Source organism: Rhizobium sp. Root149, from assembly GCF_001427345.1.
Taxonomy (GTDB): domain Bacteria; phylum Pseudomonadota; class Alphaproteobacteria; order Rhizobiales; family Rhizobiaceae; genus Neorhizobium; species Neorhizobium rhizoryzae.
In genome coordinates this window covers 242,090-255,607 of record NZ_LMGD01000023.1, presented here as the reverse complement: position 1 = coordinate 255,607, position 13,518 = coordinate 242,090, and the positions used below count along the sequence as shown (strand labels likewise).

The window sequence follows — 13,518 nt, the reverse complement described above, 5'->3', positions numbered from 1 at the left end:
AGAAAGGCGTAACATGCGCGCGAACCGGATCAGGCAATTGTGGGCGGCAGATCAACCGGTGCTCAACGGGTGGCTTTCGTTCGCGTGCCCATTCACGGCCGAAGTCATGGCGGCGCAGGGCTATGACAGCCTGACCATAGATATGCAGCACGGCATGGTAGACTTCATGACCAGCCTTGGAATGATGCAGGCCATGAGTGCCTCTGGCGTCGTGCCAATGGCCAGAGTGGCCTGGCTCGACCCTGTCGAAATCATGCGTATTCTCGATGCTGGCGCCTATGGCATCATCTGCCCCATGATCGAAACGCGAGAGGATGCTGAGAGATTGGTTTCCTACGTTCGCTATCCGCCGACAGGCGTGCGCAGCTTCGGCCCTTCACGCGCAGTTTTTTCGGCAGGCACCGATTATGGCGAGCGGGCAGACGAGGAAGTATTGTGCTTCGCCATGATCGAAACCCGCAAGGGCTTCGACAATATGGAAGAAATCGCATCAACGCCGGGACTGGATGGGCTGTACATCGGTCCGGCCGACCTTGCGCTCGCTCTGACGGGGCGGACCTATCGCACCGGTTTCGATCGAACCGAGCCGGAACTGATCGACGCCATCGTGAAAATCCGGGAGGCCGCACATGCCGCCGGAATTCGCGCCGCCTTGCATTGCGGCTCAGCATCCTATGCCGCCCAGGCGACGGGTTGGAAGTTCGATCTGCTGACCGTCAGCAACGACGTGCGGCTTCTCGCTGCGGCGGCACGTGCGAGCGTGGAGGAATTCAGAAAGACGGCAAAGATCTGAGCCGATCAATCAGAAGCGGGCTTCCTGGGCTTTGATCGCTTGGGCTGAAACTCGACCAGAAGCGATTTCAACTCGATCTCGCGAACGCGCCGCGCCGCTTCATCCGGGCTAACCCAGGCAATGCGGCGCTCGCCCTTTTCCTTGAATTGCTCGCGCATCTCCGTCACCTCTATCTGGAAGACATCCACGACACAGGGCACGACATTTCCGTCATCGAGAAGCTTGAGATAGGTATAGCGGCCTATCGGCTTCTTCCTGACATCGCCCCGAACGCCCGCCTCTTCCCATGCTTCGATGGCTGCAGCCTCATGCGGCTTCTTTTTCTTCATTGGCCAGCCCTTGGGGATGACCCAGCGACCGCTGTCACGCGTCGTCACAACGACAATCTCGACGCTCTTGTCATCAGCGGTGCGGCGAAAACAAAGAGCGGCATATTGCTGGCGAAAGGAGCCAGAGAATAACTTGTCCGGCACGCCTGCAAGCTGCTTCAGCAATGATGGTGTTTTGCTCTCCCGCAGCTTGGCGGCTTTTTTGATTGACTTCATTATTTTGGATGAGCGCGAGGATGCGTGAACGGAACAATTGCTCTATCAGGCATTATGACACATTTGTGACAGCCTGTGATCGTTAAAAGGTTTTGAGCCATGATGAGCATTTTCCGTAAATTGATGCCGAGGGAAGACGGGTTCCTCGAAATGTTTAGTGCGCATTCCAGAACTGTTGTTTCCGCGGCCCGCGCTTTGAACGACATGCTACTGGGCCATGACGTTGATGCCAATTGCGCGCGCATCGTCAAGCTTGAAGACGAAGCCGACGAAATTACAAGGCAGGTTCTCCTGGCTGTGCGTCGCAGTTTCATCACACCATTCGACCGTGGCGATATCAAGGATCTCATCCAGTCGATGGATGATGCGATCGATATGATGCACAAGACGGTCAAGACCATCCGGCTTTTCGAACAATCGGGTTTCGACCCACTCATGCAGCAGATGGGCGCGGAAATCGTCAAGGCCGCCGATCTCATCGCGGAGGCAATCCCTTTGCTCGACAAGGTTGGCACCAACGCCCAGAGGCTTTCTGCCATTGCTGAGGAAATCACGCGTGTCGAGGGTCGTTCCGACGAATTGTATGACCAAGGACTGAAGGATCTGTTTCAGCGCCACGGAAAAACCGGCAATGCGATGGCATTCATGATCGGCAGCGAGATCTACAGCGAACTTGAAAAGGTCGTTGATCGCTTCGAAGATGTTGCCAATGAAATCAGCGGCATCGTGATCGAGAACGTGTAATGGACGTTCAACTCGCACTTCCCCTGCTGGGTGGATTGATCGCCATCGCGCTGTTTTTCGACTTCCTGAACGGCCTGCACGATGCCGCCAATTCAATTGCAACGATTGTCTCGACACGCGTCCTGAAACCGCAATATGCGGTCGCCTGGGCCGCATTCTTCAACTTCATCGCATTCATGTTCTTCGGCCTCCATGTTGCCGAAACTTTAGGAACTGGCATCATCGACCCGTCGATTGTCTCGCCGCAGGTCATCTTTGCGGCTCTGATGGGCGCGATTATCTGGAACATCGTGACCTGGGTCTATGGCATTCCGTCCAGTTCCTCCCATGCTCTTGTCGGCGGCCTGGTGGGCGCGGGTCTGGCCAAGGTCGGATTTCAGTCGATTGTCTGGAAGGGACTGCTGAAGACCGTTGGGGCAATCTTCATGTCACCGGCGATTGGCTTCCTCCTGGCTCTTGTGCTCGTACTGATCGTGTCCTGGCTCTTCATCCGCCAGACACCCTTTGCCGTTGATCGTACCTTCCGGATCATGCAGTTCGTATCGGCCTCGCTATACTCGCTCGGTCACGGCGGCAATGACGCGCAGAAGACCATGGGTATTATTGCGGTTCTGCTCTTCAGCCAGGGCCATCTTGGAGACAAGTTCTACGTTCCCTTCTGGGTCGTGATCAGTTGTCAGGCCGCGATGGCGATCGGCACGCTGTTCGGTGGATGGCGGATCGTTCATACCATGGGATCCAAGATTACGCGGCTGAACCCGATGCAAGGATTTTGCGCGGAAACGGGCGGCGCGCTGACGCTGTTCGGTGCAACCTGGCTCGGCATCCCGGTGTCTACGACGCATACGATCACGGGCGCGATCGTTGGTGTGGGAGCCGCTCGGCGCGTCTCCGCCGTGCGTTGGGGCCTCGCCGGCAATATCGTCATTGCCTGGATCGTCACGCTGCCCGCTGCTGCCCTCATTTCAGCAGCGTTCTATCATCTGGCGAACCTGTTTTCTTAACGTTCAGCTACCCGCGCTCGGCTTCGCCCGGTTCAAATCGGGCGACCAGCGTGTGACGCTCACCCGGATAGGTCAGCCTGACGGCCGTAACCGGACCATCAGAACCCCAGGTACGTCGGCAAATGACAAGACATGCTGTCTGTCTCGCGATTTGCAACATCTTAGCCAGTTCCGCATTGGCGGAGACGGCTTCGATTCGATGCTCGGCCGCGTTCCACGGAACCCGGCTGACCAGCCAGGGGCCAGCTGCCGATCGGGAGAAATCTTCATCGGCGGCTTCCGGAACGCAATTGAGGTTGATCAACCGGTGCTCAAGACAGAAGGGCTTGCCATCCGCCTCATGAAGGCAGGTAAGCTCCAGAAGCTCTGTCGCGGGTTCGACTTCGATACGTTGACGATCCGCCTCCGTCGCCGCTCTTCTGCTGCGAGCGAGCAGACGATAGCCGTAGTGTTGTCGTAGCGATTTAACTTCGGCCTCGATGTCGTGAATCTGCAAAACAGCCGCCTGAGCCACAGGCTGCGACACGAAGCTACCGGACTTCTTTCGACGCTCGATCATTCCGGCACGCGCAAGCTGCGTCAGCACCTTGTTCGCGGTCATACGCGAGCAGCCGTACTGCTCCGCCAGATCCACCTCGAATGGCAAACGGTGGCCCGGCGGCCACTCTCCGGACAGAATGCGACGTTCGATATCGCCAAGGATACGATTGTGGAGCGTTCCGTCCTTTTCGGTTTTCATTGGCTCATCAGTTCCTGCATTGCCCGACGGAATCGATCGTCGATGCGGTCGCGATGAATATGGCGCCCCTGCTCGACCATTTTTCGACCGGCGGACCAGACACAATCCACGGTAACAGTTTCAGCAAATATCCAACTATCGAGAATTTGGTCATCTGACAAATGAGGAACAGAGGATACATCCAAAGAGATAAAGTCAGCGTCTGAGCCAGCCTGTATCGAGGCCGCTGTGTTCAATGCGCGTGCACCGCCGCGCACCGCTTCTTCAAAGAGCGCCCTGCCGGTGGAACGACCAGGATCCGTCAGCGCATTGCGGGACCGAAGCCCAAGGCGCTGGGAATATTCAAGCTGGCGAAGTTCCTGAGCGACCGAGATGAGAACGTTTGAATCCGAGCCTACCCCCCATCTGCCTCCAGCAGAACGGAAGCGGACGCCGTCGAAAATGCCGTCACCCAGATTTGCCTCGGTGATCGGGCAGAGACCGGCAATTGCGCCTCGCTTCGCCATCTCTACTGTTTCCGCCTCCAGCATATGCGTTGCGTGGATGAGGCACCAGCGCTCGTCAACCGGCACATTGTGCAGCAGCCATTCCACCGGTCGGGCACCGAGTGACGCCTTGCAATCCTCAACTTCTCTCACCTGCTCCGCGACATGAATGTGGATTGGACCCTGCTTTGCAAGGGGCAAAAGAGCTGCGAGTTCATCTGGAGTTGCAGCGCGCAGACTATGGGGCGCTATGCCGAGTTGTCCGTTCGGCAGGCTTTCAATGAGCGTCCGGCACGCCTCCATCTGCCGGTTGAATGCCTCCAGATCATGAATGAAGCGGCGCTGACCTTCGCTCGGCGCTGCGCCACCGAAACCGGAATGCGCATAAAATACCGGTAGCAAGGTCAGTGATATCCCAGCATCCGCGCTTGCAGCGGCGACCCGCTCAGCCATTTCGGCGATATTCGCATAGTGCTGGCCGTCCTTGTCGTGATGCAGATAGTGAAATTCACCGACACGACTAAAGCCCGCTTCAAGCATTTCCATGTAGAGCTGCGCAGCCACCGCCTCGACCTGATCCGGGCTCATCGAGAGCGCGAACCGGTACATCAGGGTGCGCCAGCTCCAGAACGAATCGTCTCCTGGGCCCCTCACCTCTGCAAGCCCGGCCATGGCACGCTGAAACGCATGACTGTGCAGGTTTGGAACCGCAGGCAAAAGCAGAGCGCAAGCTTCCTCCCCACTTTGGGCAGGAATGCCAGAACTCACCGAGTGAACCCTGCCATCCGCCACTTCAATACGCACATCGCTGGCCCAGCCCTGGGGCAAGAGGGCCCTTTTCGCGTGAATGGCAGTGCGCATCTTCAACTCCTCCGGATCAGGTTTTTCATTTTTGTCTCTTGCGAAGAGAATTATCATGTATATACATTATAGGCAATCGGGAAGGTGGAGCCATGACGAGAAACGAGACATCAGGATCGGGGACGGATAAGAAAATCTGGGTGAATGCCCGGATCTCCACCATGGTCCCGCAGGCCGACATGATCGATGAGGGGGTCATTATCGTTCGAAATGGCATGATCGAGTATGTCGGCCCACGCGACAACGCCCCTGCATTTGACAGGACCAATGCCGTAGACTGCGGCGGTCGCTGGATCCTCCCCTCTTTCATCGATTGCCATACCCACCTTATCTATGGCGGCAACCGCGCCCTGGAATTCGAAATGCGGCTGGCGGGCGCAAGCTACGAGGACATTGCCAAGGCTGGCGGCGGGATCATTTCATCCGTTAAGGCTACCCGCGCCCTGAGCGTAGAACAGCTGGCTGATCAGGCTCTGCCGAGGCTGGATACGCTGATCGCAGAAGGCGTTTCGACCATTGAGATCAAATCCGGCTACGCACTCACGATCGAAGGCGAATTGAACATGTTGCGCGCGGCGCGACGGCTGGCGAAGCTTCGCCCGGTCCGTATTCTCACAACATGGCTTGCTGCGCACGCAACCCCACCAGAATACAAGGACCGTAAGGCAGACTACATCAAGGACGTCGTTCTGCCCGGTCTGCGGGCCGCCCATGCCGAAGGTCTTGTGGATGCAGTTGATGGCTTCTGCGAAGGCATTGCCTTCTCGCCGGATGAAATTGCGCTCGTGTTCGATGAGGCAAAGCGTCTGGGCTTAGCCGTCAAGCTGCATGCCGAGCAACTTTCCGATCTGAAGGGTGCGAGGCTGGCTGCCTCATACGGGGCGCTGTCGGCAGATCATCTGGAATATCTTGCGGATGAGGATGCTGCGGCTCTCGCCCGAGCCGGCACTGTTGCCGTCCTGCTGCCCGGAGCCTTCTACACGTTACGAGAAAAGCAGTTGCCGCCGGTCGATGCGCTGAGACAAGCAGGGGCCTCTATCGCACTGGCAACGGACAGCAACCCCGGAACTTCCCCCCTAACCTCATTGCTGATGACCATGAACATGGGCGCGACGCTTTTCGGCATGACCGTCGAGGAATGCTTGGCGGGTGTCACGCGCGAGGCAGCAAAGGCGCTTGGCCTTGCCGATAGAACCGGCACGCTGGCTGTCGGGAAGTCGGCTGACTTTACGATCTGGTCCGTCGAACGACCGGCCGAGCTGGTCTATCGCATGGGCTTCAATCCAATTCACGCACGCATTTTCAAAGGCGAGACATTTGCTTCATCGCCGATAGGAGCATTCTGATGACGATTACACTTCACCCCGGCAATGTCAGCCTTGCGGATCTTTCGCGCATTTACTGGAATGGCGAGAGCGCAGTATTGGATCGCAGCTTCGATGCTCGTATTGCGAAGGCTGCCGCACGCATTGCGGCAATCGCGGCAGGCAATGAGCCGGTCTACGGGATCAATACCGGTTTCGGCAAACTTGCATCCATCAAGATTGACGCAGCCGATACGGCCACGCTTCAGCGCAACCTCATCCTCTCGCATTGCTGCGGCGTTGGCGCTGCCCTGCCGGAAAACATCGTCCGCCTGATCATGGCGCTGAAGCTGATTTCGTTGGGGCGCGGCGCGTCTGGCGTGCGGCTGGAACTGGTACGCCTGATTGAAGGCATGCTGGAGAAAGGTGTCGCGCCGCTGATCCCGGAAAAGGGCTCCGTCGGCGCCTCCGGTGATCTCGCTCCGCTTGCCCATATGGCCGCGGTGATGATGGGGGAAGCGGAAGCCTTCTTCCAGGGTGAGCGCCTTTCCGGCGCGGAAGCCCTGAAACGCGCCGGTCTGACGCCGGTCGTTCTCGCCGCCAAGGAAGGTCTGGCGCTGATCAACGGTACGCAGGCTTCGACGGCGTTGGCGCTTGCCGGCCTGTTCCGTGCGCACCGCGCGGCACAGGCCGCGCTGATCACGGGCGCCCTCTCGACCGATGCGGCCATGGGCTCCTCCGCACCCTTCACGGAAGATATTCATACGCTGCGGGGCCACAAGGGGCAGATCGATACGGCGGCGGCACTCCGCGGTTTACTGGAAGGATCGGTTATTCGCCAGAGCCACCTCGAGGGCGATGAGCGCGTTCAGGACCCCTACTGCATTCGGTGCCAGCCTCAAGTCGATGGTGCCTGCCTGGATCTCTTGCGCATGGCGGGTCGGACACTGGAAATCGAGGCCAATGCCGTAACCGACAATCCGCTCGTGCTGTCTGACGACAGCGTCGTTTCGGGCGGTAATTTTCATGCGGAGCCGGTTGCCTTCGCAGCCGACCAGATCGCAATCGCTATCTGTGAAATCGGCGCAATTGCCCAGCGCCGTATCGCTTTGCTTGTCGACCCCGCCCTGTCGTACGGTCTTCCCGCATTCCTGGCAAAAAAGCCGGGTCTCAATTCCGGTCTTATGATCGCGGAAGTCACCTCAGCTGCGCTGATGAGCGAAAACAAGCAGATGTCTCATCCGGCATCGGTCGATTCCACCCCGACATCAGCCAATCAGGAAGATCACGTTTCCATGGCCTGCCATGGTGCGCGCCGACTGCTGCAGATGACGGACAATCTTTTCTCCATGATCGGCATTGAGGCATTGACGGCAGCCCAAGGGGTCGAGTTCCGCGCTCCGCTCATCACGAGCCCCGAACTTATAAAAGCAATTTCCGCCCTGCGCGCTGTCGTTCCGACGCTGGAGGAAGACCGTTATATGGCGCCGGATCTGGAGGCTGCCGGACGGCTTGTCGCCAGCGGCGCTCTGACTGCCAGCGTTTCGAACGGCCTGCTCCCCGGTCTGGAGGGATGAGATGAGCAAAGTCTTCGAAGTCAGGCAAGGTACATCGCCCGTCGTTCTGGCCTTTCCTCATACGGGCACGGATGTTCCGTCGAACATCTGGGACAGATTGAATGACAACGGAAAGCTGCTGGCGGACACCGACTGGCACATTCATGAGCTCTATGCCGGACTGTTGCCCGATGCGACCACGGTGCGCGCCACCTTCCACCGCTATGTGATCGATGCCAATCGCGATCCATCGGGCCACAGCCTTTATCCGGGCCAGAACACGACGGATCTGGTGCCTAGTACGGATTTTGATGGCAAGGCGATCTGGAGGCAAGGCGAGGAACCCACAAGCACGGACATCGCCGATCGGCTGGCAGGGTTCCATGCGCCCTATCACGCAGCCCTCGCAGGAGAGATCGAGCGCGTCAAGTCGATCCACGGGGTAGCAGTCCTTTATGATTGCCACTCCATCCGCTCGCTCATCCCTTTCCTGTTCGATGGCACACTGCCCGACTTCAACATCGGCACGGATTCCGGCCGAACCTGCGATGCAGGGATCGAAGCGGCCGCCAAGGATGTTGCGGCAGGCGCAGAAGGCTATACCCATGTCTTGAACGGTCGCTTCAAGGGCGGCTGGACGACGCGGCATTACGGGAAACCGGAGCACGGCGTGCACGCCATCCAGATGGAACTGGCGCAGATCACGCATCTGCAAACGGAAGCGCCACCCTTCGCCTATGATGCGCCGAAAGCAGATCGATTGCGCATCCACTTGAAAACCATTCTGACCAAAATCGAAGCCATCGCGCTCGAACTCAAGAACTGAGGGAACACGATCATGAATAACCCGCGTCATAACATTCGCGATGTGCGCGCCGCCACCGGGACAGAACTTTCCGCCAAGAGCTGGATGACGGAGGCGCCGCTACGCATGCTGATGAACAACCTGGACCCGGATGTTGCGGAGCGCCCGCATGATCTGGTCGTCTACGGCGGCATTGGCCGTGCGGCACGCACCTGGAACGATTTCGACAAGATCGTCGAGACATTGAAGACGCTGACAGAAGAAGAAACACTGATCGTTCAGTCCGGCAAGCCGGTCGGCGTATTCCGTACCCATAAGGATGCGCCTCGGGTTCTCATTGCAAACTCCAACCTCGTGCCACACTGGGCCACCTGGGACCATTTCAACGAGCTGGATAAGAAGGGTCTGGCCATGTACGGCCAGATGACCGCCGGCTCGTGGATCTACATCGGCACGCAGGGGATCGTACAGGGCACCTATGAGACCTTCGTGGAAGCCGGTCGCCAGCACTACAACGGCAACCTGAAGGGCAAGTGGATCCTCACCGGCGGCCTCGGCGGAATGGGCGGCGCACAGCCTCTCGCAGCCGTCATGGCCGGTGCCTGCTGCCTTGCGGTGGAGTGCGATGAAACCCGCATCGATTTTCGCCTGCGCACCCGCTATGTCGACGCCAAGGCGCACACGCTGGATGAAGCACTGGCCCTGATCGATCAGTGGACCAAGGCAGGCGAGGCAAAGTCCGTCGGTCTCCTCGGCAACGCCGCGGACATTTTTCCGGAACTGGTGCGTCGTGGTGTTAAGCCGGACATCGTGACCGACCAGACGTCAGCGCATGACCCGATCCACGGCTATCTGCCCGCTGGCTGGACGGTTGCCGAATGGCGCGCCAAACAGGAGAGTGATCCGAAGGCTGTCGAGGCAGCCGCCCGCGCTTCGATGAAGGTGCATGTACAGGCCATGGTCGACTTCTGGAACATGGGCATCCCGACACTGGATTATGGCAACAACATCCGTCAGGTTGCGAAGGAAGAAGGTTTCGAGAACGCCTTTGCCTTCCCCGGCTTCGTTCCTGCCTATATCCGCCCGCTGTTCTGCCGCGGCATCGGTCCGTTCCGTTGGGCCGCCCTTTCCGGCGATCCGGAAGATATCTACAAGACCGATGCCAAGGTGAAGGAACTGCTTCCCGACAACAAGCATTTGCACAACTGGCTGGACATGGCGCGTGAGCGTATCGCCTTCCAGGGCCTGCCGGCGCGTATTTGCTGGGTCGGCCTTGGTGACCGACACAAGCTTGGCCTCGCCTTCAACGAAATGGTGCGCAATGGCGAGTTGAAGGCGCCGGTCGTAATCGGCCGCGACCATCTCGATTCGGGCTCGGTCTCTTCGCCAAACCGTGAGACCGAAGCGATGAAGGACGGATCTGATGCGGTCTCGGACTGGCCGCTGCTGAACGCTCTACTGAACTGCGCATCCGGTGCGACCTGGGTATCGCTGCACCATGGCGGCGGCGTAGGCATGGGCTTTTCCCAGCACTCCGGCATGGTGATCTGCGCTGACGGCACGGATGATGCCGCCCGCCGGCTGGAGCGGGTGCTCTGGAACGATCCGGCAACCGGCGTCATGCGTCATGCGGATGCGGGCTACGATATCGCGCTCGACTGCGCGGCTGAGAAGGGTCTGCGCCTGCCCGGCATTCTGGGCAACTGAGATGAAGATCTTCAAGGCTGCCGACTACAAGCGCATGCCCTGGAAGAATGGTGGCGGGGAGACGGCGGAAATCGCCGTCTTTCCGAAGGATGCAAGTCTGGCCAATTTCGAATGGCGTATCAGTATGGCAACGGTTGCCAGCGATGGTCCGTTTTCGTCCTTCGCCGAAATCGACCGGACACTGACCATTCTATCCGGCGAGGGCATGGAGCTTGAGATTGACGGGGAAAGGCTGGCTCTTACTCATGCGTCCCAGCCCCACCACTTTCCGGCGGATGTCGCGACATCGGCAACATTGCTGGGGGGAACGGTCATCGATCTCAACGTCATGACGAGACGCACACGGTGTACGCATCAGGTGGAGCGGCTGAAGCTTCCCTTCATCGGGCGGCGCAACGAGGCGACTGTGTTCATCTTCTGCTCTTCCGGAAATGTGGTCGTCGAACTGGAGATTGGTCGCTTCGAACTGCACACTTTCGACTGCGCCGCAATTCCGCTGGAGAGCACACTCCTGTCCGTAAGCGGCTCAGGATCTGCGCTTAAGATAGAGATCCGAACGATCTAACTGCTGCGACGGTGAAGCAGGGTAAAGCGGGTATCGATCGAAATCTGTGGTTCAGGCTCTTTGCCCGCCATGTGTTCGATGATGAGCCGCGCGGCTTCACGCCCGATCAGATCGCCTGACGGACGGATCGTCGTCAAAGGTGGATTGCATGCAGCGCTGAAGCTCAGATCGCCAAATCCGACGATAGAGAGCCGCTCCGGTACGCTGATCGAGGATCGTTCGCATTCAAACAGCGCGCCGAGCGCAACGTGATCGTTCGAGCAGGCGACACCATCCAGTTGCGGCAAAGCTTGAAGTGCTTCCGATAGAAGCATGCCGCCCACCTCGGCTGATGCGGCGGCGGGATGCTGGACGATATCAACGGTGACGCCCGCGCCTTTTGCCGCCTCGACGAAGCCATCGCAGCGCTGTTTTGCGCGTCTGTCTTCGTGAAGACGTGCACCGAGATAGGCAAGATTTCGTCGGCCCTGCTGAATCAGATGTTTTGCAGCAGCGGCGCCCACCTGATCGTGATGGAACCCGATGGCCGCATCAATCTGCTGCCCTCCCAGTTCCCAGATTTCGATCACGGGAACGCTGAGCTTTTGCAGCATACGCCGGGTCGTATCGCTGTGAGACAGTCCAGTGAGAACGATCGCCGCAGGCGCCCAGGACAGGGCTGTCTTGACCAGCTCCTCCTCTTCCCGCTCATCATACTCAGTATGACCCAGGATCAACTGCAGCTTTTCCTTGCGCAGTGTGTTCTGCATCGCCGCGACCGTTTCGGCAAAAAAGGCGTTGCGCACCGACGGCACGATGATACTCACGGCACGCGACGATGCGGCTGCCAGTCCTCCGGCCACCAGGTTAGGAACGTAGTTCAGCTTGTCGATCGCGCGTGCTATCGTGCTGCCAGCACTGGCGGACACGGCTTCCGGGCGACGCAGATACAGGGAAACCGTCGACGGAGACACCTGCGCAAACTCTGCGACGTCCATCATGGTGACGCTCTGCATCTTGCGCCGGCGCCGCTGCGGGCGCTCCGTTTGCCCTTTGGCCTGATCCGCCATATCTCCTCCTATACAGCGCTGCGATCAAGGAAATCGCGTTTCAGCAATTCTGTAATCGCCGCTTCAAACTCGCAGCTTATTGCTTGTATTGCAACATTTTTTTCTCATGAATAGTGCGGGAGCATGCATAGTTTATCAACATCCGAAAGAAAAAGTTCGGCGGGCATTGCATTTGTCAATCGTAGCGCTATGATTGGAAAAAATTTGCAGGATGCGGCATCCGTATGATGTCGCCGGGAGGAATACATGGCGTCTGTCAGCCTTCGCAAGCTCGAAAAGAGCTACGGTGCGCTTCGCATCGTCAAGGGTATCGATCTTGAAATTCAGGATGGTGAGTTCGTTGTCTTCGTCGGACCGTCCGGCTGCGGCAAATCAACGACGCTGCGCATGGTCGCGGGCCTGGAATCGATCAGCGATGGTGAGATTCGTATCGGTGAACGGGTGGTCAACAAGCTGGCTCCCCGCGAACGCGACATAGCTATGGTTTTTCAGGACTACGCTCTTTATCCGCATAAGACGGTGCGCGAGAACATGGGCTTCAGCCTGAAGGTTCGCGGTGTCTCGATGAAGGATGCCGAAGGCCGCATCAATGAAGCAGCGGAAATGCTGGGCATTGCTCATCTGCTGGAGCGCCGTCCGGGCCAGCTTTCCGGTGGTCAGCGCCAGCGTGTGGCTATGGGTCGCGCCATCGTGCGCCGTCCACAGGTCTTCCTGTTTGACGAGCCGCTCTCAAACCTTGATGCCAAGCTGCGCGGCCAGGTTCGCACCGAAATCAAGCGCCTGCACCAGCAGATCGGCACGACGATCATTTACGTTACGCACGATCAGGTCGAAGCCATGACCCTCGCCGACCGTATCGTAATCCTGAAGGGTGGCGATATCGAGCAGGTGGGTACGCCAGATGAGGTCTACAACAAGCCGCAGAGCGTTTTCGTAGGCGGTTTCGTGGGTTCGCCTGCCATGAATTTTGCAAAGGCGAAGGTTCAGAACGGTGCGTTGGCTTTCGCAAATGGTGATCGCCTTCCGCTGTCTTCGCTCGCTTCAGCAAAGCAGGGGCTTTCCGATGGACGGGATGTGATCGTCGGCATTCGTCCGGAACATTTCGTCACCCATGCCGATCCTGCAATGACGCTGGCGGCGAAGGTACAGGTCGTCGAGCCGCTCGGCTCCGATACGCTGGTGCACTTCGCTATAGGCGGAGAGATGCTGACCGCGCGCATGCCGCCAGAAATGCGCCCTGAAGTGGGCTCCGAGCTACGCCTTGGCCTTGATCCGACCAAGGTTCATCTCTTCGATGCCGTGACCGAACGCGCCATCGCTTGACACTCCTGCGGGGGAGTTTCCAGACCCGCATAGAAAAG

The 13,518-nt window shown here is 58.6% G+C and carries 13 protein-coding genes; 9 read left to right on the top strand and 4 right to left on the bottom strand.

All coding sequences use genetic code 11. The features are described from left to right. Window positions 1-13: 13 nt before the first annotated feature. Window positions 14-793: an aldolase/citrate lyase family protein gene (locus ASD54_RS21050; protein WP_062556533.1), complete on the top strand. Its 780-nt coding sequence runs from the start codon at window positions 14-16 to the stop codon at window positions 791-793. A gap of 5 nt (window positions 794-798) precedes the next feature. On the opposite strand, the gene ASD54_RS21045 is transcribed toward ASD54_RS21050, so the two are convergent. Then, on the bottom strand, window positions 799-1,338 hold the full coding sequence (locus tag ASD54_RS21045) for an NUDIX hydrolase (protein ID WP_062556532.1): 540 nt from the start codon (window positions 1,336-1,338) through the stop codon (window positions 799-801). 99 nt (window positions 1,339-1,437) lie between these two features. Between ASD54_RS21045 and ASD54_RS21040 the strand changes: the two genes are divergently transcribed. Beyond that, window positions 1,438-2,082 (top strand): DUF47 domain-containing protein, encoded by a 645-nt coding sequence (locus ASD54_RS21040; RefSeq protein ID WP_062556531.1) that lies wholly within the window; start codon window positions 1,438-1,440, stop codon window positions 2,080-2,082. Beyond that, window positions 2,082-3,086, top strand: a complete 1,005-nt coding sequence (locus ASD54_RS21035; protein WP_062556530.1) for an inorganic phosphate transporter — start codon at window positions 2,082-2,084, stop codon at window positions 3,084-3,086. Before ASD54_RS21040 ends, ASD54_RS21035 begins: the two co-directional genes overlap by 1 nt. A gap of 7 nt (window positions 3,087-3,093) precedes the next feature. On the opposite strand, the gene hutC is transcribed toward ASD54_RS21035, so the two are convergent. Then, the gene (hutC, locus tag ASD54_RS21030; protein ID WP_062556529.1) at window positions 3,094-3,825 is read right to left on the bottom strand and encodes a histidine utilization repressor; all 732 of its coding nucleotides are present in this window, start codon (window positions 3,823-3,825) and stop codon (window positions 3,094-3,096) included. After that, window positions 3,822-5,171 carry a formimidoylglutamate deiminase gene (locus ASD54_RS21025; RefSeq protein ID WP_062556528.1) on the bottom strand — a complete coding sequence of 450 codons (1,350 nt, stop codon included), beginning with the start codon at window positions 5,169-5,171 and terminating at the stop codon, window positions 3,822-3,824. Before ASD54_RS21025 ends, hutC begins: the two co-directional genes overlap by 4 nt. Before the next feature lie 92 nt (window positions 5,172-5,263). Here ASD54_RS21025 and hutI point away from each other — a divergent pair, with 92 nt between their 5' ends. The 5 genes from hutI to ASD54_RS21000 are packed head-to-tail and all read left to right on the top strand — an operon-like array spanning window position 5,264 to window position 11,108. Beyond that, complete coding sequence (gene hutI, locus ASD54_RS21020) at window positions 5,264-6,517, top strand: imidazolonepropionase (RefSeq protein ID WP_062556527.1); 1,254 nt, start codon at window positions 5,264-5,266, stop codon at window positions 6,515-6,517. Next, the gene (gene hutH, locus ASD54_RS21015) at window positions 6,517-8,052 is read left to right on the top strand and encodes a histidine ammonia-lyase (protein WP_062556526.1); all 1,536 of its coding nucleotides are present in this window, start codon (window positions 6,517-6,519) and stop codon (window positions 8,050-8,052) included. The genes hutI and hutH overlap by 1 nt, the downstream gene beginning before the upstream one ends. 1 nt (window position 8,053) lies before the next feature. Further along, window positions 8,054-8,857 carry an N-formylglutamate deformylase gene (gene hutG / locus ASD54_RS21010; RefSeq protein ID WP_062556525.1) on the top strand — a complete coding sequence of 268 codons (804 nt, stop codon included), beginning with the start codon at window positions 8,054-8,056 and terminating at the stop codon, window positions 8,855-8,857. 12 nt (window positions 8,858-8,869) lie between these two features. Next, the gene (hutU, locus tag ASD54_RS21005) at window positions 8,870-10,543 is read left to right on the top strand and encodes a urocanate hydratase (protein ID WP_062556524.1); all 1,674 of its coding nucleotides are present in this window, start codon (window positions 8,870-8,872) and stop codon (window positions 10,541-10,543) included. Between the two features lies 1 nt (window position 10,544). After that, window positions 10,545-11,108 carry a HutD family protein gene (locus tag ASD54_RS21000; RefSeq protein ID WP_062556523.1) on the top strand — a complete coding sequence of 188 codons (564 nt, stop codon included), beginning with the start codon at window positions 10,545-10,547 and terminating at the stop codon, window positions 11,106-11,108. Here the strand turns inward: ASD54_RS21000 and ASD54_RS20995 are convergent. Beyond that, window positions 11,105-12,157, bottom strand: coding sequence for a LacI family DNA-binding transcriptional regulator (locus tag ASD54_RS20995; protein ID WP_062556522.1), 1,053 nt, complete (start codon window positions 12,155-12,157; stop codon window positions 11,105-11,107). The two genes, ASD54_RS21000 and ASD54_RS20995, sit on opposite strands and share 4 nt — an antisense overlap. Window positions 12,158-12,403: 246 nt before the next feature. Here ASD54_RS20995 and ugpC point away from each other — a divergent pair, with 246 nt between their 5' ends. Then, a complete protein-coding gene (gene ugpC, locus ASD54_RS20990; RefSeq protein ID WP_062556521.1) occupies window positions 12,404-13,480 on the top strand; it encodes a sn-glycerol-3-phosphate ABC transporter ATP-binding protein UgpC in 1,077 nt (358 codons plus the stop codon). Window positions 13,481-13,518: the final 38 nt, after the last annotated feature.